Origin of the sequence: Agromyces sp. CF514 (assembly GCF_900113185.1) — a bacterium.
Lineage (GTDB): Bacteria > Actinomycetota > Actinomycetes > Actinomycetales > Microbacteriaceae > Agromyces.
Map to the genome: position 1 here is coordinate 365,437 of NZ_FOZD01000001.1, position 25,292 is coordinate 390,728.

Here is a 25,292-nt window from a genome sequence, read left to right on the forward strand (position 1 = left end):
TTACGCTGGCGGCACTGCCGACGCGAAGGAGCGAATCGATGAGCGAAGCCGACGAGCGGGGATTCGGGCGGGCCGCGCAGTCCGAGGTGTACCGGGCCGGGCTCTCGGGCGTGCACCCGAAGGTGCCGGTCGACGGCGGCGCGCTCGAACGGGCCGCGAAGAAGACCCTCTCGCCTGCCGCGTTCGCGTACCTCGCGGGCGGTGCGGGCGCCGAAGCCACCATGGCGGCGAACCGAGCCGCGTTCGATCGGTGGCGCGTCTGGCCGCGCGTGCTCCGCGACGTGTCGAAGCGCGACCTCTCGATCGACCTGCTCGGTCGGCGACGGGCGACGCCGTTCGTGCTCTCGCCCATCGGCGTCGCCGAGATGGCCCATCCCGAGGCGGATGTCGCGGTCGGCCGCGCGGCGGCCACCCTCGGGGTGCCGTACGTGCTCTCGAACCAGGCCTCGCGCCCGATGGAGGAGGTCGCCGCCCAGATGCGCGATGCGTCGTTCTGGTTCCAGCTGTACTGGAGCCGGTCCGACGAGCTGAACGCGTCGTTCGTGCGTCGGGCCGAGGCGCTCGGCTGCGAGGCGATCGTCGTCACGCTCGACACGTCGCTGCTCGGCTGGCGCACGCGCGACCTCGACGTCGCGTACCTGCCGTTCACGCGCGGGCTCGGCATCGCCCAGTACACGAGCGATCCCGTCTTCGCCGAGCTCGTGCGCGACCGGGTCGCCGCGGGAGGCGAGGCGGGGCCGCGGCCGCGGGTCACGCCCACCCTGCTCGCCTCCGCGCTCTCGATCGCGCGATCGGGGTCCCGAACCCAGCTCGTCGACGGGGGAGTGGCCGACGCGCTGCGCTCGCCGCTGCCGCGGGCCGCGGTCGAGACGTTCCTCGACGTGTTCTCCGACCCCTCGCTCACCTGGGACGACCTCGCGAGCCTGCGGGAGTGGACGAGCCTGCCCATCCTGCTGAAGGGCGTCGTGCATCCGGCGGACGCCGCACGGGCACTCGACAGCGGCATCGACGGCATCGTCGTCTCGAACCACGGCGGACGCCAGATCGACGGCGCCGTCGCGACGCTCGATGCCCTGCCGGGCGTGCTCGAGCGCGTCGGCGGGCGCATCCCCGTGCTGCTCGACAGCGGGGTGCGCGGCGGCGCAGACGCGTTCAAGGCGCTCGCGCTCGGCGCGACGGCCGTCGGCATCGGACGCCCCTACGCCTACGGCCTCGCGGTCGCCGGTGCCGAGGGAGTGCGCGAGGTCGTGCGCAACCACATCGCCGAGCTCGACCTCACGATGGCGCTCGCCGGACGCACCTCGATCGACGCGATCGGGCGCGACGCGCTCACGGCCGCTCCGTAACCGCCAGCGGGCGTCTCGGCAGCCCGCCTACTCGGCGGGCGGCTCCTCGGGCGGCGCCTCGAGCCCGAGTCGCGGCGCGAGCACCGCGAATCCCTCCTCGAGTCCGCCCGTCAGCGTCGACGCGCCATGGTCGCCCCCCGGCACCTCGAAGAACGTGACGGTCATGCCTGCGGCGGTCGCGGCATCCGCGAGTCGTCTCGTGCCCGCCTTGTAGGCACTGTCGTGCTCGCCCACGGCGAAGACCGCCGTCGAGTCGGGGTAGGGCGCCTTCGCCGCCATGATGTTCTCGGGCATCACGGCGTCGTAGGCCGCCTGGTCGCCGCGGAACACCTCGCGCAGCGTCTCGCTCCGGTGCTCGACGCCCGCGTACTCGGTCGGGGCGATCGCGAGGAGGTTGCCGAACGACTCGGGATACTTCGAGCCGAAGTAGGCGGCGCAGCCGCCGCCGTTCGAGTAGCCCGCGACGGTCGTGTACGCGGCGCCCTGCAGCACGTTCAGGTGCAGCTTCGCCCACGGCAGCACGTCCTGCATGACGTAGGTCTCGACCTTGCCGAGATCGGTGTCGAGGCAGAGGGGGTCCTTGCGCGGATCCCCCAACTGGTCGACCACGAGCGCGATCGGCGCGAGCCCGTCATGCGCGGCGGCGAACTCGTCGAGCACGTCGGCGATGAACGTGGCGTCGGGCGACCCGGGCTGGCCCATCATCATGATCACGAGCGGCAGGCGGGGCGGGTTCTCGACGAGCGCCGCCGGCGGCAGGTAGAGCTCGGCGGGCCTCGCGTCGAAACCCGAGACCGTGTTCGGCACCGCGGGCGCCGGGGTGCCGACCTCGCCCTTCGCGGGCATGCCCTCGGGCGCGGCCCACGTCGTGTACACCGGCTCCGCCGGGTCGGCCGGAGGCGGGTCGACGCCGGGGTCGCGGATGTCGAGCGGCTTCGCCGTCGAGATGCCGAGCAGGTCGCCGAGCGTGCGGTCGATGCCGTACGCCGCGTTCACGCCGAGCACCGCGGTGGTCACGAACACGGGGATCGCGATCAGGGCGATCAGCTTGCGCCACCACCTCGAGCGCCACAGGTTCCAGACGGCGAGCAGGCACGCGCCCGACGCCGCGGGAACCCAGAGCCATGCGGCATCCGCCACCGGGCCGCCGAACAGGTCGAGCACGTTGACCGTGGCCCAGAGCAGCGCGCCGCCGATCATGGCGCCGACGACGAGCACGACGATCGCGGTCATCGCCCACCCGATGGACGCCTCGCGGCAGAGCAGGTACACGAACAGCACCGCAGCGACGACGTAGACCGTGATCAGCACAGGCCCCTCGACGATGACCAGATCGAGTACTGCCCCCGGCATGCGGCCTCCGCCCCCCAGCGATGGCGACAGCGTACCTGCACACAGGCGGTCACCGTAGGATGGTGGCACCGTTTCTTCCGGGCCGATCGGCCCGAATCCCGACCATTGGAGCCACCGTGGCCGCTGCCAGCCGTCTCGAATCCGTCATCGCCCTTGCACAGCACCGGGGCTTCGTCTTCCAGGCGGGCGAGATCTACGGCGGATCCCGCTCCGCGTGGGACTACGGCCCCCTCGGCGTCGAGCTGAAAGAGAACATCAAGCGCCAGTGGTGGCGGTACATGGTGCAGAGCCGCGACGACGTCGTCGGCCTCGACTCGAGCGTGATCCTGCCCAAGGCGGTGTGGGAGGCATCCGGTCACGTCGACGTCTTCACCGACCCGCTCATCGAGTGCCTGCACTGTCACAAGCGCTACCGCGAGGACCACCTCATCGAGGCGTACGAAGAGAAGAAGGGCCGTTCGCCCGAGAACGGCCTCGCCGACATCGTGTGCGCCAACTGCGGCACGCGCGGCCAGTGGACCGAGCCGCGCGCGTTCTCGGGCCTGCTGAAGACCTACCTCGGCGTGCTCGACGACGAGTCGGGCCTGCACTACCTGCGCCCCGAGACCGCGCAGGGCATCTTCGTGAACTTCGCGAACGTGCTGCAGGCCGCGCGCATGAAGCCCCCGTTCGGTATCGGCCAGATCGGCAAGAGCTTCCGCAACGAGATCACGCCCGGAAACTTCATCTTCCGCACGCGCGAGTTCGAGCAGATGGAGATGGAGTTCTTCGTCGAGCCCGGCACCGACGACGAGTGGTTCGAGTACTGGCTCGACCAGCGCTGGAACTGGTACGTCGACCTCGGCATCGACCCCGCGAACATCCGTCGCTTCGAGCACGCCCAAGAGAAGCTGTCGCACTACTCCAAGCGCACCGTCGACATCGAGTACAGGTTCGGGTTCACGGGCGGCGAATGGGGCGAGCTCGAGGGCGTCGCGAACCGCACCGACTTCGACCTGTCGACGCACACGAAGCACTCCGGAAAGGACCTGTCGTTCTTCGACCAGTCCAAGAACGAGCGCTGGACCCCGTACGTCATCGAGCCCGCGGCGGGCCTGACCCGCTCGCTCATGGCGTTCCTCGTCGACGCGTACCACGTCGAAGAGGTGCCCAACGCGAAGGGCGGCGTCGACAGCCGCACCGTGCTGCGCCTCGACCCGCGCCTCGCGCCCGTCAAGGTCGCCGTGCTGCCGCTCTCGCGCAACGAGAAGCTCTCGCCGCTCGCCCGCGAGCTCGCCGCGAACCTGCGCAAGAACTGGAACGTCGACTTCGACGACGCCGGCGCCATCGGCCGCCGCTACCGTCGCCAAGACGAGATCGGCACCCCGTTCGCCATCACGGTCGACTTCGACTCGCTCGACGACGACGCCGTGACGGTGCGCGAGCGCGACACCATGGCGCAGGAGCGCGTGCCGCTCAGCGAGCTGCAGGCATACCTGGGCGCCCGACTCGTCGGCGCCTGACGCCCGGTACCCTCGGGTTCACGACCCCGTCGCAGGCTCAGCCCGCGGCGGGGTCTTCGCGTTCCGCGCGTGCCGCCCACTCGCGGCGCAGCACCCCGTACATCGCGGTGTCCTGCCACTCGCCGTCGTTGTACTCCTCTTCGAGGATCGTCGCCTCGCGCCGCATGCCGAGACGTTCGCACAGGGCTGCGGATGCCGCGTTGCGGGCGTCGAGCAGCGCGTGCACGCGGTGCGCGCGCAGCGTGTCGAACGCGACGGCCATCACGGCGGCGGCCGCTTCGCGCGCGAGTCCCCGGCCCTGGAAGTCGGGGTGCACGACCCACCCGATCTCGATCTGCGCGTGCTCGGCTCGATCGAGGCGCAGCATGATGTCGCCGACGACCCGGTGGCCTGGGAGGTCGGTGTCGGTCTCGGTCTCGTCGCCGCTCGGGTCGCCAGCGGCATCCGCTCTGGGCATGCGGGGCTCGCCGACGAGCTCCATGGCGAAGAAGACCGCGTCTTCGTCGTTCTCGAGTCGGCGAAGGCCCGCGCGCTTCACGGTGTGCTCGCGGGCCTCGCCGCGATCGCGCTCGGGCCAGGGGATGTATCGCAGCACCTCGGGCAGCCGCTGGTACTCCCAGACGTCGTCGGCGTCGGATGCCGCGAGCGGGCGCAGCACGAGGCGCTCGGTCTCGATCGGCACGACGGTCGCAGCCTGCGGTCCGTCGAAGTCGAACGGCAGGGCGAGGTCGGGGGCCCCGTCGGCGACGGCGGCGGCGAGGGCGGGATCGTGGGTCACCCTCCGACGGTAGCGCGCCGATGGGACATCTCGCGGGCGCCGGCGGTGTTCAGCGCCCGTACGCACCCGTGCTCGAACGGATCACGAGCTGCGGCGCGATCGTCGCCGATGCGGGCGCGGCGCCCGGGTCGTCGATGCGGCGGATCAGGTGCTCGACCGCGATCGAGGCGATCTCGCCGAACGGCTGCGCGACGGTGGTGAGCGCGGGGCTGCAGTAGGCCGCGAGTGCGATGTCGTCGACGCCGACGACCGAGATGTCTTCAGGGACGCGGCGACCGAGCTCGTGCAGGGCGCGGATCGCGCCGAAGGCCATCTCGTCGCTCGCGATGAAGACCGCCGTGGCGTCGGGGATTCGGCCGAGCAGGAGCCCGGCCTGGTAGCCGGACTCGGGCGACCAGTCGCCGTGCAGCATCGGTGGCGCCTCGCGCCCCGCGGCCTCGAGCGCCGCTCGCCAGCCCGCCGTGCGGCCGGTGGAGTCGAGCCACTCGTCGGGGCCCGCGATGTGCCAGACGGTCGGGTGGCCCAGTTCGAGCAGGTGCTCGGTCGCGAGCCGGCCGACCTCGAACTGGTCGATGGCGACGACTTCGCTCGACACGGTGCGGGAGCCGTCGATGGTCACCGTGGGGATGCGTCGGGCGATGGCCTCGACCTCGTCGGTGCCGGTCGGCACCGGGAGCGCGAGCACGATGCCCTCGACCGACTGGCGGTCGAGGCTGGTCATGGCGGTGGCGATCGCCGCGGGGGCGAGCGAGCTCGCCGTCGCGATGTTCACGGCGTACCCGGCGCGTCGCGCCGCCGACTCGACGCCGTGCGTGAGGGCGGAACCCGAGTAGTCCACGGTCGGCAGCACGACGACGCCGATGGTGCGCGTGCGACCCGAGGAGAGCGACCGTGCGGCGTTGTTCATGCGGTAGCCGAGCGCCCCGACCGAGGCGAGCACCCGATCGCGGGTCGCGGACTGGACGTTGGGGTGCCCGCTCAGGACGCGCGACACGGTCTGGGCGGAGACGCCGGCGTGGGTGGCGACGTCGGCCATGCTCGGCGTGCGCGTGCGACCGTTCGCATCGAGTCGGCGAGGTGTGCTCATGTGGCGTCCTTCGAAATGGTAGCGAGAACATCATATCGAGATTCATTCGCGTGCACAGCCGGAAAATCAGGAAACTTGCGGCTTGGTATCGATAACAATCTGTGGCAGCATCGATCCCAGCCCGACGGGAGGTCGTACCAGACCACGCGGGGCCCGGATCGTTCCACACGTTTTCACCCAGCTATTCGAAGGAGAGGCAGCAGTGAAGAAGACAGTCATGCGCACGGTGGGCATCACCGGCGCGATCGGCATCGGATTGGCGCTCGCCGGCTGTTCCACGCCGGCCCAGTCGGAGCAGTCCGGCCCGTCCGAGGTCACGTTCTGGGGCTGGGCCCCGGGGTACGCCGAAGCGGTCGACGCGTACAACGCGGCACAGGACGACGTCGTCGTGACCTACGAAGAGGTCGCGCCCGGAGCCAAGGGCGGCTACGACAAGATGCTCAACGCGGTCACCGCCGGCAACGCGCCGTGCCTCGCTCAGGTCGGCTACGAGACGCTCACGAGCTTCGCCGCGCAGGGCGCACTCGAAGACGTCTCCGAGTTCGCGAACGCCGACGAGGGCGAGTTCACCCCGGCGACGTGGTCGGCCGTCTCCATCGGCGACGCCGTCTACGGCGCACCCGTCGACCAGGGCCCCATGGCGCTCTTCTACGACAAGGCCGTCTTCGACGAGCTCGGCATCGCCGTTCCGACGACCTGGGCCGAGTACCAGGCCGCGGGCGAGAAGCTCAAGGCGGCCGGCAAGTCGCTCTCGGCGAGCTACCTGAACTACGACTACGCGGGCTTCGACTGGCAGGCCGAAGCCCCGTGGTTCTCGGTCGACGGCGACAGCTGGAAGGTCTCGATCGACTCGCCGGAGGGCCAGAAGGTCGCCGACTACTGGCAGGGCCTCACCGATGCCGGCTACATCAGCCCGGCCCCCATGTGGGACCAGTCCTGGTACACCGGCCTCGGCGACGGATCGATCGCGACCCACGTCGGCGCGGTCTGGATCGCGGGCGTGCTCAAGGGCAGCGCACCCGACGGCGCGGGCAAGTGGGCCGTCGCGCCCATGCCGCAGTGGGAGGCGGGCGACGACAAGGTCGGCAACGTCGGCGGGTCGGCCACGGCCGTGCTGAAGGGCTGCGACGACCCCGCGGCCGCGTGGGACTTCGCCCACTTCATGAGCACCGACGCCGACACCTTCTCCGGGCTCGTCGAATCGGCGGCGCTCTACCCGGCGGCGACCGAGCTGCTGTCGCTGCCGGCGCTCACCGAGCCCGACCCCTACTTCGGCGATCAGGTCATCTTCGACGTCTTCGCCGAGGCCTCGCCGAACGTCACGACCGGCTGGACCTGGGGCCCGAACATGCCCGAGACCGTCGGCTTCCTCGACGACGGACTCGGCAAGGCCTGGTCGGCGCAGGGCGCCTTCGCCGACGCGCTGACGAGCACCCAGCAGCAGACCGTCGACGCGCTCGAGGCCCAGGGCCTCTCCGTGACGGAGTAGCTCCCCGAACGGGGCCGGGGCGGCGGGGGAACCCGCCCCGGCCCTCGCCTCGAACGCCATCCGCCATCGCACCCACCCAGGACGACATGGACACCTCATCGACCCGGGCGGTCACCACCGCCGACTTCGCCCGTCGCGGGCGCCCCGGCCTCGCCGGCCGCACCGCGCCGGAGACTCCTGCCCCGGGCGGGCGCGCGAGCCGACGCAGCGGCAACCGCTGGCGCACCCCGCTGCTGTTCCTGCTGCCGTTCGGCGTGCTGTTCATCGCGATGTACGTCGTGCCGATCGCGTTCGCGTTCGTGCAGAGCCTCTTCACGCTCCAGCGCTCGGGCCTCGGACTCGAGGCGCCCACGCTCGAGTTCACCCCGCTGGCGAACTACGCGCGACTCATGGGCGACGCCGAGTTCATGTCGTCGCTCGGGCGGGTCGCCCTGTTCGGCATCGTGCAGGTGCCGGTCATGCTCGGACTCGCCCTGGGGCTCGCGCTCCTGCTCGACTCGAAGTCCGCTCGGGGCAAGGGGTTCTTCCGCCTCGCGGCCTTCCTGCCGTACGCCGTTCCCGGCGTCATCGCCGCGGTCATGTGGTCGTTCCTCTACTCGCCCGTCACGAGCCCGATCAACACGCTGCTCGAGCGGGCGGTCGGCAGTGGCATCCCCTTCTTCGCCCCCGAGATCGTGCTCTGGGCGGTCGCGAACATCGTGACCTGGGGCTGGACCGGCTACAACATGCTCATCATCTACTCGTCACTGCAGACGATCCCCGCCGAGACCATCGAAGCCGCCAGGCTCGACGGCGCCGGCGCGTTCCGCATCGCCTGGAGCATCAAGATCCCGATGGTGCGGCCGGCGCTCGTGCTCACCGCGGTCTTTTCGATCATCGGCTCGGCCCAGCTCTACAACGAGCCCAAGGTGCTGCAGACGATCTCGGGCGGCGCTATCAGCAACACCTTCACCCCGCTCATGGCGGCACAGGCGCAGGTCACCGCCCAGAACTACCCGTACGCCGCCGCGCAGTCGGTCGTGCTGGCCCTGCTCGTCGGCGTGCTCTCGTTCGCCTTCTTCAAGCTCACGAATCGAGGCGACCGATGAGCGCACCCACGCTGGCCTCGGCGACCAGACCGCCGCTGACCGATCGAGCGGATGCCGCCGGCCCGCGTCGCCCGCACCGCGACGCGAACCTCGCGAGCCGCCTGGGCGTCTTCGCCCTGCTCGGCGTCTCGGCGTTCTACTTCCTGATGCCCATCTGGTGGCTCGTCGTCGCGTCGACGAAGCCTGCCGGGCATCAGTTCTCGGAACCCGGCCTCTGGTTCGACGGCTTCGGGCTGTTCGACAACATCGCCCTGGTGTTCGCCGAGGCCGACGGCGTCTTCGGCCGATGGATGCTCAACAGCGTCTTCTACGCCGGAACCTCGGCGCTCATCGGCACGCTGCTGTCCGCCATGGCCGGCTACGCTCTCGCGAAGTACGAGTTCCGCGGCAGGGGAGCCGTGTTCGGCATCATTCTCGCGGCCGTGCTGATCCCGAAGGTCATGTTCACCCTTCCGCTCTTCCTCCTGTTCGACCAGGTGGGCCTGCTCAACACGCCGCTCGCCGTGCTGCTGCCGAGCGTCGTGAGCCCGTTCGGGGTGTACCTCGCACGGGTCTTCGCGGCGCAGTCGGTGCCCGACGAGCTCATCGAGGCGGGCCGCATCGACGGCGCGGGGGAGTTCCGCATCTTCTCGTCGATCAGCGTGCGCGTCATGTCGCCCGCTCTCGTGACGATCTTCCTCTTCCAGTTCGTCGAGGTCTGGAACAACTTCCTGCTGCCGTTGATGGTGTTGAACGACACGTCACTCCAGCCCGTGACGGTCGGCCTCGTGGGTTGGGCCGGCAGCAACGGCCAGGTGCCCGCGGGCACGGTCGTGGTGGCCGCGCTGCTCTCGGTCGTGCCACTCATCATCGCGTTCCTCGGCCTCCAGCGCTTCTGGCGAGCGGGTCTCACGGCGGGGGCCGTCAAGTGACGGCGCCCCTGACGGTCGACGGCGCGGCGATCGCGGCCGATGCGACCGCGGCGTCGATGTCTGCACTGACCTTCGCCGACGGCCGATTCCTCCGCAACGGCGAGCCGCACCGCATCCTCTCGGGGTCGCTGCACTACTTCCGCGTGCACCCCGACCTGTGGCGCGACCGGCTCGAACGCCTCGTCGCGCTCGGGCTCAACACGGTCGACACCTACGTCGCCTGGAACTTCCACGAGCGCCGCCGCGGCGAGATCGACTTCACCGGGTGGCGCGACCTCGAGCGCTTCCTCGCGCTCGCCGCCGAGGTCGGGCTCGACGCGATCGTGCGGCCGGGCCCGTACATCTGCGCCGAATGGGACAACGGCGGGTTCCCGGCCTGGCTCACGGGCACCGCGGGCATCGGCCTGCGGTCCAGCGACCCCGTCTACCTCGATGCGGTCGATGTCTGGTTCGACGAACTGCTCCCGCGGATCGTGCCGTTGCAGGCCGGCCGAGGCGGGCCGATCGTCGCGGTGCAGCTCGAGAACGAGTACGGCAGCTACGGCGACGACGCCGACCACCTCGCCTGGATGCACGAGCGCCTCCTCGCCGGGGGCGTCACCGAGCTCGTCTACACGGCCGACGGGCCGACGGACCTCATGCAGGACGGCGGCAGCGTGCCCGGCCTCCTCGCCACCGCGACCTTCGGCTCCCGCGCCGGCCAAGCGGCATCCCTGCTCCGCGATCGGCGTCGCGGCGAGCCGTTCATGTGCGCCGAGCTCTGGAACGGCTGGTTCGACCACTGGGGCGATCCGCACCACGTGCGCGCGCCCGAGGGCGCCGCCGGGGTCGTGGCCGACATCCTCGCCGAGGGCGGTTCGGTGAGCCTCTACATGGCGCACGGCGGCACCAACTTCGGCCTCTGGTCGGGTGCGAACCACGACGGCGCCAGGCTTCAGCCGACGCAGACGAGCTACGACTCGCACGCACCGATCGCCGAGAACGGCGCGGTCACCGAGAAGTTCCGCCGCATCCGCGACGTGATCCGGGATGCCACGGGGAGCGCGCCCCCTGAAGCGCCACGCACCCCGCCGATCCTGCCCGCGGCGAGCCTGCCGCTCCGCCGGGGGCGAGACCTGCTCGACGTGCTGCGCGGTCTCGGCGAACCCGTGCGCCGCGCCGTGCCGCCGACCTTCGAGGACCTCGGCCTCGACGCGGGGCTCGTGCTCTACGAGGCGCGGCCCATCGTGCCGCGCGGCGGCGCCACGCTCACCATCCGGCGCCTCCGCGACCGCGCGACCGTGTTCGTCGACGGCGTCCGCGTCGCCGTGCTCGATGCCGAGCAGGCGGCCGTCGGCGTGCGGCTCGAGGGCTCCGGCGAGCCGGTCGTGCTCGAGATCCTCGTCGAGAACCAGGGGCGCATCAACTACGGTCCGCTGCTCGGCGAGGGCAAGGGCATCCTCGGCGGCGTGCAGCTCGACCGGCGCCTCGTGCAGCGCTGGACGGCACGGGCGCTCCCGCTCGACGAGTGGGGCGAGGGGGAGCTCGCCGGGCTCGCCGAGGCGACCCTCCACGTCGACGAACCCGCCGACGCGTTCCTCGCGTTCCCGGGCTTCGGAAAGGGCTTCGTCTGGGTCAACGGGTTCCTGCTCGGCCGGTACTGGGAGATCGGCCCGCAGCAGACCTCCTACCTGCCCGCACCGCTGCTGCGAGCGGGCGACAACACGATCCACGTGCTCGAGCTCGAGCGCATGGGCGAAGCCGTCGAGCTGCGCGAGCACGCGGACCTCGGCCCCGAACAGGAGTACATCGAGACCTTCGACTGAACTGCGCCGTCGGCGCAGGTCGATGCACACGCGTCAACACGACGCGGGATTGGAGACGAAGATGCCTTCATCACGACCCCCTGGGCGCCGCTGGCGCCTCGGGCTGGGATGTGCGATCGCGGGAGCGGTGATCGCCCCGCTCGGCGCGATGCCGGTGCACGCCGATCCGTTGGCACCCGACGGCTACGCGGTAGCTGCAGCGGGAGCCACCTTCGACCTGCGCAGCCGCGACCTCTCGGTGACCGCTTCGGCGGGCTTCCCGCAGGTCGTCGCATACACCGACCGCGACACCGGGGCGAGCATGCGGGGCAACGACACGACCGTCACCTCGTTCACCGTCAACGGCACCGCCCAGCCGGTCGAGGTCGCGTCCCGCGTCGTCGACGGCGGGGTCGACTACGTGCTCACGCCGACCGCGCTCGCCGGGGTGTCGATCGAGGCGCGGCTGTCGGTCAAGCACAACGTCGTCACGATCGCCGTGACGAAGGTCACCGATCCGGACTCGGTGGTGAAGACGCTCCAGATCCCGAACCACCGGCTCGTGACCGTCTCCTCCGACGAGCCCGGTGCGGCGGTGGCCGCGGCGAACCTCTCGGTCGATCGCAACGTCTCGGGCGACGCGTTCATCCCCGTGACGGCCGAGACCCCGCTCGACGCAGCGCCGAAGGGGTCGAACGCGATCATCGCCAACACGGGAGAGCTCGCGGCGGCCTTCGCCACGAACGCGCTCTACGACCTGTCGTCGGGGCCCAGCTCGAAGGACTCCGGCAACTTCTGGCGCCAGGCGGTCGCCGCGGCCGACGGCGACGGCGTCGAGGTCGGCATCGCGAGCGGTCCGTGGCTCTACCGGGCCGCGCGATCGGATGCCGCCGAGGAACTGCCGTGGGTCAAGATCGCCATCACGCCCGATGCGAACGGCGACGACGTCGTCGACTGGCAGGACGGCGCGATCGCGATGCGCGACATCCGGATCGCCCCGAACAAGGGCGACGAGACGCCCGAGAACGTGATCACCCACATCCCGTTCAACTTCGCCTCGCAGGCCACGCACCCCTTCCTGCGCACGCTCGACGACGTCAAGCGCATCGCCCTGAACACCGACGGACTCGGCCAGGTGGCCATGCTCAAGGGCTACACGAGCGAGGGGCACGACTCCGCGAACACCGACTACGGCGACAACTTCAACGAGCGCGCAGGCGGACTCGACGAGCTCAACGCGGCGGTGAAGGCCGGCGCGAAGTGGAACGCGTCGTTCGGCGTGCACCTGAACGCGACCGAGATCTACCCCGAGGCGAACTCCTTCGACGACGAGATCGCCGAGGAGACGAAGAAGGGCTGGAACTGGCTCGACCAGTCGTACTACATGGACCAGCGCCACGACATCGTCTCGGGCGAGCTCGACGAGCGCATCGGCGAACTCGCCGACGCCACGCACGGCAACCTCGACTTCGCCTACATCGACGTCTACTACGAGCACGGCTGGCTCGCGCAGAAGCTGCAGGACTCGCTCGTCGAGCACGGCTTCCGCGTCGGGTCCGAGTGGGCCGACAAGCTCGCCGAGAACAACACGTGGTCGCACTGGGCCAACGACGAGAACTACGGCGGTTCCAGCAACAAGGGCGTGAACTCGCAGATCCTGCGCTTCGTGAACAACACGCAGTCGGATGTCTGGAACCCCGACGTGAAGCTCGGCACCAGCCACATCGTCGAGTTCGAGGGCTGGACGGGGCAGAACAACTTCGATGCGTTCCTCGACAACGTGTGGGCCGCCAACGTGCCGACGAAGTTCCTCCAGCACCACGAGATCATGCGCTGGACCGGCGACCGCATCGACCTCGCCGACGGCGTGAGCGTCACCGGCACGACCGCGGCCGACCGTACGATCACGGTCGACGGCGACGAGGTGCTGCGCGGCGACACCTACCTGCTCCCGTGGTCGTCGAAGGGCTCCGGCAAGAAGGCCGACAAGCTCTACCACGTGAACCCCGCGGGCGGCTCGACCACCTGGCAGCTCACCGACGACTTCGCCAAGGCGAAGAGCCTGCGGCTGTACGCGCTGGGCGATGCCGGGCGCACGAAGGTCGCCGACCTCCCGGTCGTCGGCGGCGCGGTCACGATCGACACCGTCGCGGGCGAGCGGTACGTGCTCGCAGCGAGCACGGGGTCGGGAGCCGCGTCCGCACTGCCCAAGAAGACCGACTTCGGTCAGGGCACCGACCTCGAGGACCCGGGCTTCAACGGCGCCGACCTCGACGCATGGTCGCCGAAGGGCGCCGTCACCGTCGAACGCGACGACCGCGGCCGCCGCTCGGCCGTGCTCGGCGCGGGCGAGGCCTCGATCGGGCAGCGCCTCGGCGAACTCGCACCCGGCACCTACGCGGTCTCGGCCGACGTCGGCATCACTCCCGGTGCGACTCGTGCGACGACCATCGCGGTCGACGTCAAGAAGGGCGACGGAGCGGATGCCTCGACCTCGGTCGACAGCTCAGGCGCGATCAACCAGGTCGGCGCCGACGAGTGGCGCGACACGACCATGCAGCGCCTGCGCACCTACGTGACCGTCACCGACGACACGCGGCCCACGCTCACGATCTCGGCGGGCGAGGGCGATGCCCCCGTACGCGTCGACAACGTGCGGGTCGTCGCGACCGACGACCCGACGCCGGGCGACGGGGTGCTCGTGTCCGAGGACTTCGAGCGGGTCGACCAGGGCTGGGGTCCGTTCTTCAAGGGCGACGCGGGTGGGGCGACCGACCCCCGCACGCACATCGCGAAGCGCAACGAGCCGTACACCCAGCAGGGCTGGAACGGCCGCGCGTTCGACATGGTGCTGAACGGCGACTACTCGCTCATGGCGCACGAGGAGAACCGTGGGCTCGTGTACCGCACGTCGGAGTACACCGTCCCGTTCGAGGCGGGTCACCGCTACCGCGTGTCGTTCGACTACCAGAGCGGCGTGGCGGGCGCCTACCAGTTCGTCACGGGCGCCGACCAGATCGTGGGCGGTGCCGCGAAGACGGTCGAGTTCGCCGCGATCCCGTTCGGGCAGCAGCTCGAGACGGCCGAGTTCGTGCACGAGTTCGACGCCGGCTCCTGCGGCGACGCGTTCGTCGGGCTCCGGCGCACGGCCGTCGGCGGTACCGGGTCCGACCTGATCCTCGACGACCTCCGCATCGAGGATCTCGGCGAGAGCGAGCAGCCGGGCGCCTGCGCCCAACTCGCCCTGGCGGGCCCAGGCAGCGGCGTCGTCCCGGGCGAGGCGAACACGTTCACGACGACGTTCACCAACCACGAGGCCGAGGCCGCCACGTCGGTGACCACCGAGCTCGAGGTGCCCGAGGGCTGGAAGGCCGAGCCCGTCGGTTCCGCCGCGAACGCATCGGTCGCACCGGGCGCGAACGCCAAGACGACGTGGAAGGTCACGGCGCCTGCGGGCCTCGAGCCCGGCACGTTCGAGGTGTCGGCGGTCACGTCGTACGCGGTCTCCGACGGCGCACGTTCGGTCGCGGCATCCGTCTCGGTCCCGACCCTGCCTGCGGGCCTGATCCCGCAGTCGCGTCTCTCGGTCGCCGGCGTGAGCGACAGCGAGCCCGGCACCGGCGACGGCAGCGCACGCGCCGCGATCGACGGCAACCCGGCGACCATGTGGCACTCCGCCTGGTCGCAGGCGAACCCCGACACCCCGTTCCCGCACTGGATCTCGCTCGACCTCGGCGACGCCTACCGCGTCGACGGATTCGACTACCAGGTGCGTCGCGGCAACGGGTCGATCAAGCAGTACGAGCTGTACGTGAGTACCGACGGCGCGAACTGGGGCACGCCGGTCTCCGCCGGGAACTTCGCGAGCACGGCCGAGGCGCAGCACCTCTCGTTCCCTGCGACGAGCGCTCGGTACGTCAAGCTCGTCGGCCTCAGCTCGATCAACGGCGCGGTCTTCGGCGGCGCGAACGAGCTGAACGTCTGGGGCAGCCGCGAGGCCGCGCCCACGCCGCTCCCGAAGAACTCGATGGCCATCGCATCCGTCGATTCCGAGGAGATCGAGGCTGAGGACGGCGCCGCCGCGAACGTGCTCGACGGCGATGCGGCGACCTACTGGCACACGCAGTGGCTCGGCGGCTCGCCCGGCTTCCCGCACCACGTCGCGGTCGACCTCGGTGGGGCGCACGACCTGCGCGGCATCTCGATCCAGCAGCGACCGGGCGCCGAGCCCAACGGCCGCATCAAGGGCTACGAGGTGTACGTGAGCACCGACGGCGAGGATTGGGGCACCCCGGTCGCCTCCGGGCAGCTCGCGTCGACGAACGCGGCGCAGTCGGTGATGTTCACGAGCACAGTCGGGGGACGGTTCGTCAAGGTCGTCGCGACGAGCTCGCACAACGGGCAGCCGTGGGCCGCGATCGGCGAGCTGGAGTTCTTCGGCGCCGAGTGACGACGAGACCGGTGCCGGGGCGGGTGGAGCCGCCCCGGCACTGCACCGCGAATGCCCCCGCGATCCTCACCGCGGGGGCATTCGTCGTCGAACGGGAATCGGCGGCCCGGCTCGCGGCGGGTGGACACGCGGCGATGGGCGGTCGGATGCCCCGTCGGCAGCAGGCGGCCGCGGGCGATCGGATGCCGCGGGCTAGCGCAGCTCGTCGGTGCGCACGCCGAACACGGCCTCGAGCCCGTCGATCCAGGCGCGCTGGTCGCCCGCCCGGGCGTACTCGCGTGCGCGGACCATGGGCGTGTGCAGCAGCACGCCCGCCATGTGGCGCAGGGCGGCCTCGACCCGTTCGTCGGCGTCGTCGTCGCCCGTGCTGCGGGACTGCGCCCGGGCGATCTCGGCGTCGAGCACCTGCTGCACGTGGCCGCGGAGCGCGACGACCGAGGGCGTCAGGTCGAGTTCCTCGCCGACCGCGCCGAAGTTGCGTGCCGCACGGTCGACCATAACGCGGGCCTCGTCGGTCGAGCTGAGCTCTTCGAGGGGTGCGTGCCTGCGGATCGTCTCGAGGTCGAGCAGCTCGACGCCGTCGACCTCGACCACGTCGGTGGCCACGTTGCGCGGCATGCCGAGGTCGATGACGAGCTGGCGGGCATCCTGCGCGGCTTCGGGCACCGGGCACCAGGCGCGGAACTCCGCGAGCACGGGCGATGCGGCGGCCTCGGGTGCCGCGTGCGACGAGGCGAGCGTCGCGCGGCCGCCTTCGAGGAGCATGCGGTCGACGACATGATGGTCGGCGGTCGTGCACGTGATGACCACGTCGGCGGCCGCGGCGGCGACGGCGTACCCGGCATGCGACACGGCCGTGATGTCGTGCCCGGCGGCGAACTTCGCGGCCCGGCCCGAGGGCGAGTACACGCGCACGTCGGTCGCACCGCGGTCGCGGAGCGCCGCGAGCGTCGCGCCCGCGTACTGGCCCGTGCCCACGAGGAGCACGCGAGCGGCCGACCAGTCGGCGACGCGGCTCGACGCGAGTTCGAGCGCGAGGCGCACGAGCGAGCGGCCGGCACCGCCGATGCCCGTCGCGTTCTTGACGCGGCGGGAGGTCTGCGAGGCACGCTGGAAGAGGCGTTCGAGCTCGGGCGTCGTGGTGCCCTCGGCCCGGGCCTGCTCGAGCGAGCGTCGCACCTGCCCGGCGATCTCGCCCTCGCCGACGACGACGGACTCGAGGCCGGAGGCGACCGAGAAGAGGTGGCCGGCGACGGCGTTGCCGTGCACGAAGCCGAACGTGGTGCGCAGGTCCCGGGCGTCGAGCCCGGCGACCGCGCCGACGGCGCGGACCGCCTCGTGCACCGCCTCGACGGGAGACGAGCCCTCGGGTGCCGCGAGGTCGAGGTACGCCTCGAAGCGGTTGCAGGTGGAGATGACGACCGCGCCCTGCAGGGCGTCGTGGCCGTCGAGGATGCGCGGGGCCGCCAGTTCGGAGCTCGCCGAAAGACGCTCGAGCATGTCGAACCCGGCGTTCTTGTGGCTCGCGGTGAGACAGATGAGCACGCGGAGATTCTACCCGCACCCGCATGTGGGTCGGCCCGGTGCTGCCACTGAGCCGGTCACCCCCGGTGCGCGGCCAGCATCTCGGCCGAGATCACGGGGATCGGCGCCGTCAGCGGCGGCACCTCGAGGCCCTCGGCCGCGAGGGCGGTGCGGTGCCGCGCCTTCCAGTCGCGCACGATCGCGAAGAATGCGGCATCCGACAGTGCGTAGCGCCCGAGGCCCGGAGCGGCGAACACGACGGGAACCTCGACGCTGTTCTTGTGGCGGCGCACGCGCAGCACGAGCACCGACACGACGGTCGAGCCCATGACGACCGAATCGGCACGGATGTTGCGCACCTCGCGCCACGGGTAGGCGTCGACCTTGCGGGGTCGGCGGTGCCCGCCGTCCCAGAAGGCGACGCCGAGGTCGTCGACCGCGACGGTGTAGCGCCGGCTCAGGCGGACGGCCGCGGCGTCGTCGAGGCGGAGCTCGTTCATGCGGGCCACGAGCGAGGAGGTGCGGATGCCGCACGCGGGCGCCGTGCCGAACGACTGCGCGAGCGCGGTGCTGCGCGCCCGGCTGCGCGCAGCCCGTGCGAGGGCGACGATCGCGCACACGACGGCCGTGATCGCCGCAGCCGCGCCGACGACGAGCGGAAGCCGGTCGGGGGTCGCGACGGGCGGCAGCTCGGACAGGAGCCGACCGACCGTGGGGGACGCCGCGACGAGCGCGGCCACCACGAGCACGGCGGCGATGGCGACGAGCACGGTGAGGCTCGTGCGATGGCGGGCGTCGGCGTTCATCTGCGGACTCCGAAGGGGATTCGGCCCGGGGTGGACGACGTGCCCTGCCCGACGGCCTCGGCACGACGCGGCCGCGGTTTCGACGCACCGAGGCGTCGGACCGCGCGACCGGAGATCGGCGCAGGGGACAGCGGGGGGATTTCGAGCAGGGACACGTCGTCGAATACTCCGTGGGGGGCGGAGGCACGCCACCTAGGGCGCGTCGTCGTGCGAGGGGGCGCACAACGGGACCGACTGTAGCGCTGATCAGCACCCGAATGTAAGGGGCATGTACGAACCTGTGGACAACCCGCCGAATTTGCTCGGATGAGCACGCGGCGTCCGCGCGCTCGGCGCCGGGTCCGCCTCACAGGCGGATACGCGACAATGTGACCCGTGATCCTCTCCGCGCAGCATCCCCTGTCCGCCGGCCTCACGGGCGACTCGCGCCTCGTGCGTGCGTATCGCGGAGAGCGCGCCGACACGACGCCCGTGTGGTTCATGCGACAGGCCGGCCGCTCGCTGCCCGAGTACCGCGACCTCCGTGTCGGCACGCGCATGCTCGACGCGTGCCTCGACCCCGCGATGGCGAGCGAGATCACGCTGCAGCCGGTGCGCCGCCACGAGGTCGACGCCGGCATCTTCTTCAGCGACATCGTCGTGCCGCTCAAGCTCGTCGGCGTCGACGTCGAGATCCAGCCGGGCCGCGGCCCGGTCTTCGGCCGCGGGTATGCGGACGCCGCGGGCGTGGCCGAGCTGACGGCGATCGACCCTGCACGGCTCGACGAGGCATCCGCCCCGATCACCGAGGCCGTGCAGCGCACGATCGCCGAGCTGAACACGACCGACAACGGCTCGGGCACCGCGACCCCGCTCATCGGCTTCGCAGGCGCGCCGTTCACGCTCGCCGCGTACCTCGCAGAGGGCGGCCCCTCGAAGGACCACCTCGCCGCCCGCACGCTCATGCACGCCGACCCGGGTGCGTGGCGCGCGCTCATGGAGTGGACGGCCGAGCTCACGGGCCGGTTCCTCCGCACCCAGGTGCTGGCCGGGGCATCCGCCGCCCAGCTCTTCGACTCGTGGGCGGGCGCGCTCTCGCTCGCCGACTACGAGACCCACGTCGCGCCGGCCTCGGCGAAGGCGCTGGCGCACGTGCACGACCTCTCGTACGAGGTGACTGATGCCGCGGGCGCGCGCACGACGCGTGACGTGCCCGTCGTGCACTTCGGCGTCGGCACGGGCGAGCTGCTCGGCGCGATGCACGGCATCGGAGTGGACGCCGTCGGCGTCGACTACCGGGTGCCGCTGGATGTCGCCGTCGAGCGCATCGGCGAGGGCGTGCCCCTGCAGGGCAACCTCGACCCGGCCCTGCTCGCGGCCCCGTGGCCGGTGCTCGAGGCCGCGGTGCGCGACGTGCTGCGACGGGGCACCGGCGCCCCGGCCCACGTCTTCAACCTCGGGCACGGCGTGCCGCCCGAGACCGACCCGACCGTGCTCACGCGCGTGGTCGAGCTCGTGCACGAGGCCGGAGCATGAGCGTTCGGGATGCGACCGACGGGGGCGTGGCGCTCGAGCGGCGCACCGCCGACGTCGTCGTGGTCGGCGGCGGGGTCGCGGGCCTCGTCGGTGCGCTGGAGTGCGCGAAGATCGGCCTGAAGGTCGTGCTGCTCGAGCGCCGCGACGTGCTCGGCGGCTGCGTCGGCCGCATCGAGCTCGACGGACTCCCGATCGACTCGGGCGCCGAGTCGTTCGCGACCCGCGGGGGAGCGGTCGCCGAGCTCATCGCCGACCTCGGGCTCTCGGAGTCGGTGGTCTCGCCGAATCCCGCCGGCGCGTGGCTCGTGTGGCCGGTCGAGGGCAAGCGCGGAACGCAGGCAGGGCTCGACGCTGCGCCGCTGCCGAAGACCGGCATGCTGGGCATCCCCGCGAACCCGCTCGGCGACGACGTGCGCCGCATCATCGGCTGGGGCGGCGCGAGCCGCGCCTACCTCGACCGCCTGAAGCCGATCCTCACCATCGGCCGGGCGCACAGCCTGGGCAAGCTGGTTCGCGAACGCATGGGCGAGGCCGTGCTCGACCGCCTCGTGACGCCCATCTCGGCGGGCGTCTACTCGACGAACCCCGACGACCTCGACCTCGACGTCGTCGCCCCCGGCCTGAACGAGGCGATGAGCCGCACGGGCTCGCTCTCGGGCGGCGTCGGCCAACTGCTCGAGGAACGCAAGGCCGGCGGCGCCGTGCAGGGCCTCGACGGCGGGATGCACACGCTCGTCGATGCGCTGCTCGCGCAGCTCGAGCGCTTCGGCGCCGAGGTCGTGACGAGCGCCGAGGTGACCGCGATCGAACGCACCGACGACGGGTGGCGCGCCACCGCATCGGTGGCCGGCGAGACGGATGCAGCCGCGACGGCGGCGCCGGCCGCCCCCCCGACCGCGCTCGTCGTCGACTCCCGGTTCGCGCTGCTCGCGTCTCCCGCGGAGGCGTCGCGCCGCCTGCTCGTCGAGGCGGTCGAGGGGTGGGCGGATGTCAGGGCGTGGCCGTCGGCGGCATCCGTCGAGATCGTGACGCTCGTGCTCGATGCGCCGGCGCTCGACACCGCGCCTCGCGGCACCGGGGTGCTCGTCGCCGCGGGAACCCCCGGGGTGACCGCGAAGGCGCTCACCCACTCGACCGCGAAGTGGTCGTGGCTCGCCGAGCGCGCGGGCGGTCGCCACGTCGTCCGGCTCTCGTACGGGCGCGCCGGCGAGGCGAACCCGCTCGACGGCCTGAGCGACGACGAGGTGCGGGCGACCGCGCTCGCCGACGCGTCCGCACTGCTCGGCGTCGGGCTCGACGGCACGGCCGTCCGCGCCCTCGGACGCGCGAGCTGGCGCGATGCCCTGTCGCAGGCGACCATCGGCCAACGCGATCGGGTCCGCGACCTCCAGAACGCCCTCGCGGCGGAGCCCGGCATCGAGGTGACGGGCTCGTGGGTCGCCGGAACCGGGCTCGCCTCGGTCGTGCCGGACGCGATCGCCGCTGCGGGCCGCATCCGCCACCTGGCCGTCGACGCCTCTGCCGGCGGTGCCGGCGACATCCCGCCCGGGCCCTGACGGCCGGCCCTCCCCGAACGCATAGCCGCAACGGCATACTTTCCCGCGCAACCCCTTGCGCGAGACGTTGCGGGGTCTACGCTGGAATGACGTCGCGCAACGCGCAGGGGAATGGGGTGCACATGAAGGGCAAGGTCCTCTTCGTCGTCGGGCTCGGGGTCGGCTACGTGCTCGGCACGCGTGCCGGTCGAGAGCGATACGAGCAGATCAAGGGTGCCGCCGCGAGCGTGTGGAACACGCCCACCGTGCAGAAGGGCGTCGACTCGGCGAAGGACTTCGCCATGGCCCGCGTCGGCAGCGTGAGCGACACCGTGCTCGACCAGGTCAAGGCGTTCATCGGCAACGCCACCAAGGCGTCGGGCGCGTCGAAGCAAGACGTCCGCAGCGCAGCCGAGAGTGCGAAGCAGAACGTGTCGAAGGCCGCGTCCGCCGCACGCGACGCGGTCGACGAGACCGCTGCGAAGCTCGACGACGCGATCGACGAAGCCGCCGACGCCGCCGAGGCCTCGGCAGCCGCCGATGCGAAGCCGGCCGCGAAGCCGGCCCGCAAGCCCGCTCCGAAGCCGCGCACGGCGAAGTCCGGTTCCTGAGGCGGCAGCGACCATGCCAGCACCCACGAACGACGATCGGTCGCTCTTCCAGCTGATCGGCGAGCTGCCCGACACGGTGTCGACGCTCATCCGCGCCGAGATCGACCAGGTCAAGGCCGAGATCTCCTACAAGGTCAAGCACTTCGGCATCGGGGCGGGCCTCATCGCGGGCGCCGCCGTCGTCGGCGTGTTCCTGCTGTTCACGCTCATCACCGCCGCGATCTTCGCGTTCGCGCTCATCATGCCGGCGTGGGCCGCGGCGCTGACCGTCGGCGGCATCCTGCTGCTCATCATCGCGGTGCTCGTCTGGATCGCGATCGTCAACTTCCGGCGTGGCAGCGAGCCGCTCGAGTCCGTCGAGAGCCTGAAGGCCGACCTCGACGCGCTGAAGGGAACGGGTGACTATGACCGCCGCTGACGCATCGCGCGCCACCGCCCCGACGCCGTCGAAGCGCACCGAGAAGGAGCGCGAGCGCAACCTCAGCCGCGTGCAGGCGCGCGTCGCGTCCGAACGCGCTCGCGCCGACTTCGCCGAGACGCTGAACGCCCTCGAAGACAAGCTCAACCTGCCCAAGCAGGCCAAGCGAAAGACCGACGCCCTCAAGGCGAAGATCGATCGCATGGCCGACGAGCAGCCCGGAACGCTCCTCGCGGTCGCAGCCGGTGCGGTGGCCGCGATCGGCGTGGGCATCTGGCTGATCGTCCGCGCCGCCTCCTCCGACGACTGAACCGGTGAACGGCGATGAGCCGAGCGGATGCCGCGGCCGACGCCGCACGCAATGCCACCGCCGTCGATCGCGTGGCCGATGCGGTGCGCGACGACATCCTGAGCGGGCGCCTCGGGCCTGACGCGCCGCTGCGCGAGGAGGCCGCGGCGGCGCAGTACGCCGTCTCGCGGCATACCGTGCGCGCGGCGTTCCAGCGCCTCGCGAGCGAACGCCTCGCGGTGGCGCTGCCGTACCGCGGCGTGCGGGTGGCGGCGTTCGACCGCGAATCGATCCTCGCGCTGCACCAGTACCGTTCCGCGCTCGAGGTCGAGGCGATCCGCATCGCGTCCGAACGCCACGGACGATCCTGGCCCGACGCGGTGCTCGCCCCGGCGCGTGCGGCGCTCGGCCGCTTCGCGGAGTGCACCGACTGGGTCGACGCCGAACGGGTGCACCTCGACCTGCACCGGGCGCTCGTCGCGGCATCCGAGAGCCCGCGCATCATCGAGGCCCACGCCGCGATCGGCAGCGAGATCCTGCTCTTCCTGCTGCACGTGCGCCCGCACTACACGCTCGAGACGCTCATCGCCGAGCATCGCGTGCTCATCGACGAGGTGCAGTCGCGGGGACCCGACGCGATCCGCGAGCACCTCGCGCACTCCTACGGACTGCTCAGCGAGCCGTGACGGGCGATGCGCCGCCGGTCGCCCGAGACGGTGGCCGCGGCATCCGCGCTCCTGACCAGTTTTTGGCCGATGACGCCGAAAGGGGGAGACTAGGAGCATGTCATCCCCCGCTGCCGAAGCGGCAGCCGACGCGCTCCAGACCGATTCCGACGCCGAGCAGTCTCCGGTGGGTTATACGGTGTTCGCGGTGCTCCGCCGCGACCCCGCACGCCCCGACGACCTCGACGGGCACGATGTCCCTCGCTTCGTCGAGGAACTCGACGGCATGATCGCCCTCGTCGAGGAGGAGGGCGTGACCGTTCGCGGCATCTACGACGTCTCGGGCCTCCGCGCCGACGCCGACGTGATGCTGTGGCTGCACGGCGACACCGCCGAGGGGCTGCAGTGGGCGCTGCGCGAACTGCGCCGCTCGCGGCTCCTGCGCGCCCTGCTGCCCACGTGGAACGCCATGGGCGTGCACCGCGATGCCGAGTTCAACAAGGCGCACGTGCCCGGGTTCCTTCGCGGCATCGAGCCGAAGGACTGGCTCACGGTCTACCCGTTCGTGCGCAGCTACGAGTGGTACCTGCTCGACCCGGCCGAACGCGGCCGCATGCTCGCCGAGCATGGCCGCAAGGGCGCCGCCTTCACGGGCGTCATCGCCAACACGGTGTCGTCGTTCGCACTCGGCGACTACGAGTGGCTGCTGCCGCTCGAGGCCGACGACCTCACCGACCTCGTCGACCTCATGCGCGACCTGCGCGCCACCGACGCACGTCGCCACGTGCGTGAAGAGGTGCCGTTCTACACCGGACGCCGCATCTCGACCGCCGAGCTCGTGGAGGTGCTGCAGTAATGGCCGCCGTGAACCTCGGTTCGACGGGCGGTTCGGCCGACGCCGGAGCCGCGACCACGCCGACCCGTGGCCGCAAGCCGGCGCCCGCGGCATCCGCCCCGTGCGCGGTCGGTGCGATCGTGCCGGGCGCGACCCGCGCAGCCCAGAGCGGCGCCGAGCACGTGACCGAGCCCGTCGCGTACGACGCGATCCTGCTCGCCGGCTTCGGCGGGCCCGAGGGCCAAGACGACGTGATCCCGTTCCTGCGCAACGTCACGAGCGGGCGAGGCATCCCCGACGAGCGCCTCGAAGAGGTCGCGCACCACTACCGCCACTTCGGCGGCACCAGCCCCATCAACGAGCAGAACCGCGTGCTGAAGGCCGCCCTCGAGGCCGAGCTCGCGAGCCGCGGCATCGACCTGCCCGTGCTCTGGGGCAACCGCAACTGGGACCCGTACCTCAACGACGCGCTCGGCGAGGCGAAGGCGGCCGGCTACACGAAGCTCATCGCGATCGCGACGAGCGCGTACAGCTCGTACTCGAGCTGCCGGCAGTACCGCGAGGACTTCGCAGACGCCCTCGAGGACACGCAGCTCGGCGACGTCATCGAGATCGACAAGGTGCGCCAGTTCTTCGACCACCCCGGCTTCGTCACCCCGTTCACCGAGGGTGTGCGTGACGGCATCGCCGGCCTGCTGGCCGAGAACCCGGGCCTCGAGCGTTCCGAGATCGAGGTGCTCTTCGCCACGCACTCCATTCCGTCGACCGATGCGGCGAAGTCCGGCCCCGCCGAGCGCGGGTTCGGCGAGGGCGGCGCCTACGCCGCGCAGCACCGCGCCGTGGCCGAGGTCGTCATGCGCGACGCCGCTGCGACCGACGTGCCGTGGCAGCTCGTCTACCAGTCGCGCTCGGGGCCGCCCTCGATGCCCTGGCTCGAGCCCGACATCAACGATGCGATCGAGGAGCTGCCCGCCGCCGGTCGCAAGGCCGTCGTCATCGTGCCGCTCGGATTCGTGAGCGACCACATGGAGGTGCTCTGGGACCTCGACAACGAGGCCATCGAGACGGCAGGCGAGCACGGCCTCGCGGCCGTCCGCGTGCCGACGCCCGGAACGCACCCCGCCTACGTCGCGGGCCTCGTCGACCTCGTGCTCGAGCGCGTGAACGGCACGCCCGTCGCCGAACGTCCGGCCCTCACCGAGCTCGGCCCCTGGTACGACGTGTGCCGCCCCGGCTGCTGCGAGAACGTGCGCCTCGGGTTCCGTCCGGCGCTCGCTGGGATCGCGCCGTGAGCGGCGTGATCCGC

General features: G+C 71.6%; 20 protein-coding genes. 15 read left to right on the forward strand and 5 right to left on the reverse strand.

Going from position 1 to position 25,292, the window contains the following annotated elements; genetic code table 11:
• The first annotated feature begins 38 nt into the window (after window positions 1–38).
• Window positions 39–1,346 (forward strand): alpha-hydroxy-acid oxidizing protein, encoded by a 1,308-nt coding sequence (locus tag BM342_RS01655; RefSeq protein WP_092963796.1) that lies wholly within the window; start codon window positions 39–41, stop codon window positions 1,344–1,346.
• A 27-nt stretch (window positions 1,347–1,373) separates the two neighbouring features.
• On the opposite strand, the gene BM342_RS01660 is transcribed toward BM342_RS01655, so the two are convergent.
• Window positions 1,374–2,699, reverse strand: coding sequence for an alpha/beta hydrolase (locus BM342_RS01660; protein ID WP_143109726.1), 1,326 nt, complete (start codon window positions 2,697–2,699; stop codon window positions 1,374–1,376).
• A 116-nt stretch (window positions 2,700–2,815) separates the two neighbouring features.
• Here BM342_RS01660 and BM342_RS01665 point away from each other — a divergent pair, with 116 nt between their 5' ends.
• On the forward strand, window positions 2,816–4,201 hold the full coding sequence (locus BM342_RS01665) for a glycine--tRNA ligase (RefSeq protein WP_092963798.1): 1,386 nt from the start codon (window positions 2,816–2,818) through the stop codon (window positions 4,199–4,201).
• Between the two features lie 37 nt (window positions 4,202–4,238).
• Here the strand turns inward: BM342_RS01665 and BM342_RS01670 are convergent, their stop codons facing one another.
• Together BM342_RS01670 and BM342_RS01675 are read right to left on the reverse strand one after the other, a co-directional pair.
• Window positions 4,239–4,979, reverse strand: coding sequence for a GNAT family N-acetyltransferase (locus tag BM342_RS01670; protein WP_255368454.1), 741 nt, complete (start codon window positions 4,977–4,979; stop codon window positions 4,239–4,241).
• 49 nt (window positions 4,980–5,028) lie between these two features.
• Complete coding sequence (locus BM342_RS01675; RefSeq protein WP_255368455.1) at window positions 5,029–6,066, reverse strand: LacI family DNA-binding transcriptional regulator; 1,038 nt, start codon at window positions 6,064–6,066, stop codon at window positions 5,029–5,031.
• 202 nt (window positions 6,067–6,268) lie between these two features.
• On the opposite strand from BM342_RS01675, the gene BM342_RS01680 reads away from it, so the two are divergent.
• From BM342_RS01680 to BM342_RS01700, 5 genes are all read left to right on the forward strand, one after another.
• On the forward strand, window positions 6,269–7,555 hold the full coding sequence (locus BM342_RS01680; protein WP_218154878.1) for an ABC transporter substrate-binding protein: 1,287 nt from the start codon (window positions 6,269–6,271) through the stop codon (window positions 7,553–7,555).
• A gap of 86 nt (window positions 7,556–7,641) precedes the next feature.
• The gene (locus BM342_RS01685) at window positions 7,642–8,643 is read left to right on the forward strand and encodes a carbohydrate ABC transporter permease (RefSeq protein WP_143109727.1); all 1,002 of its coding nucleotides are present in this window, start codon (window positions 7,642–7,644) and stop codon (window positions 8,641–8,643) included.
• On the forward strand, window positions 8,640–9,554 hold the full coding sequence (locus tag BM342_RS01690; RefSeq protein WP_092963800.1) for a carbohydrate ABC transporter permease: 915 nt from the start codon (window positions 8,640–8,642) through the stop codon (window positions 9,552–9,554). The genes BM342_RS01685 and BM342_RS01690 overlap by 4 nt, the downstream gene beginning before the upstream one ends.
• Window positions 9,551–11,359, forward strand: coding sequence for a glycoside hydrolase family 35 protein (locus BM342_RS01695; protein ID WP_255368456.1), 1,809 nt, complete (start codon window positions 9,551–9,553; stop codon window positions 11,357–11,359). The genes BM342_RS01690 and BM342_RS01695 overlap by 4 nt, the downstream gene beginning before the upstream one ends.
• A 127-nt stretch (window positions 11,360–11,486) precedes the next feature.
• Complete coding sequence (locus BM342_RS01700; protein WP_143109728.1) at window positions 11,487–15,788, forward strand: endo-alpha-N-acetylgalactosaminidase family protein; 4,302 nt, start codon at window positions 11,487–11,489, stop codon at window positions 15,786–15,788.
• A gap of 192 nt (window positions 15,789–15,980) precedes the next feature.
• On the opposite strand, the gene BM342_RS01705 is transcribed toward BM342_RS01700, so the two are convergent.
• On the reverse strand, window positions 15,981–17,333 hold the full coding sequence (locus BM342_RS01705; protein WP_092963802.1) for a glutamyl-tRNA reductase: 1,353 nt from the start codon (window positions 17,331–17,333) through the stop codon (window positions 15,981–15,983).
• Window positions 17,334–17,389: 56 nt separating this feature from the next.
• A complete protein-coding gene (locus tag BM342_RS19735; RefSeq protein WP_092963803.1) occupies window positions 17,390–18,118 on the reverse strand; it encodes a hypothetical protein in 729 nt (242 codons plus the stop codon).
• 375 nt (window positions 18,119–18,493) lie between these two features.
• Here BM342_RS19735 and hemE point away from each other — a divergent pair, with 375 nt between their 5' ends.
• The 8 genes from hemE (at window position 18,494) to BM342_RS01750 (ending at window position 25,278) form a co-directional block, all read left to right on the forward strand.
• Window positions 18,494–19,633, forward strand: coding sequence for a uroporphyrinogen decarboxylase (gene hemE, locus BM342_RS01715; RefSeq protein ID WP_255368457.1), 1,140 nt, complete (start codon window positions 18,494–18,496; stop codon window positions 19,631–19,633).
• Complete coding sequence (hemG, locus tag BM342_RS01720) at window positions 19,630–21,189, forward strand: protoporphyrinogen oxidase (RefSeq protein ID WP_092963804.1); 1,560 nt, start codon at window positions 19,630–19,632, stop codon at window positions 21,187–21,189. Before hemE ends, hemG begins: the two co-directional genes overlap by 4 nt.
• A gap of 122 nt (window positions 21,190–21,311) precedes the next feature.
• On the forward strand, window positions 21,312–21,779 hold the full coding sequence (locus BM342_RS20115; RefSeq protein WP_255368458.1) for a hypothetical protein: 468 nt from the start codon (window positions 21,312–21,314) through the stop codon (window positions 21,777–21,779).
• Window positions 21,780–21,792: 13 nt separating this feature from the next.
• The gene (locus BM342_RS01730) at window positions 21,793–22,197 is read left to right on the forward strand and encodes a phage holin family protein (protein ID WP_177232013.1); all 405 of its coding nucleotides are present in this window, start codon (window positions 21,793–21,795) and stop codon (window positions 22,195–22,197) included.
• Window positions 22,184–22,507, forward strand: a complete 324-nt coding sequence (locus BM342_RS01735) for a DUF3618 domain-containing protein (protein ID WP_092963807.1) — start codon at window positions 22,184–22,186, stop codon at window positions 22,505–22,507. Before BM342_RS01730 ends, BM342_RS01735 begins: the two co-directional genes overlap by 14 nt.
• A gap of 14 nt (window positions 22,508–22,521) precedes the next feature.
• Window positions 22,522–23,172, forward strand: coding sequence for a GntR family transcriptional regulator (locus BM342_RS01740; protein WP_092963808.1), 651 nt, complete (start codon window positions 22,522–22,524; stop codon window positions 23,170–23,172).
• A gap of 97 nt (window positions 23,173–23,269) precedes the next feature.
• A complete protein-coding gene (gene hemQ / locus BM342_RS01745) occupies window positions 23,270–24,007 on the forward strand; it encodes a hydrogen peroxide-dependent heme synthase (protein ID WP_092963809.1) in 738 nt (245 codons plus the stop codon).
• Window positions 24,007–25,278, forward strand: coding sequence for a ferrochelatase (locus tag BM342_RS01750; RefSeq protein WP_092963810.1), 1,272 nt, complete (start codon window positions 24,007–24,009; stop codon window positions 25,276–25,278). The genes hemQ and BM342_RS01750 overlap by 1 nt, the downstream gene beginning before the upstream one ends.
• The last annotated feature ends 14 nt before the right edge of the window (window positions 25,279–25,292 follow it).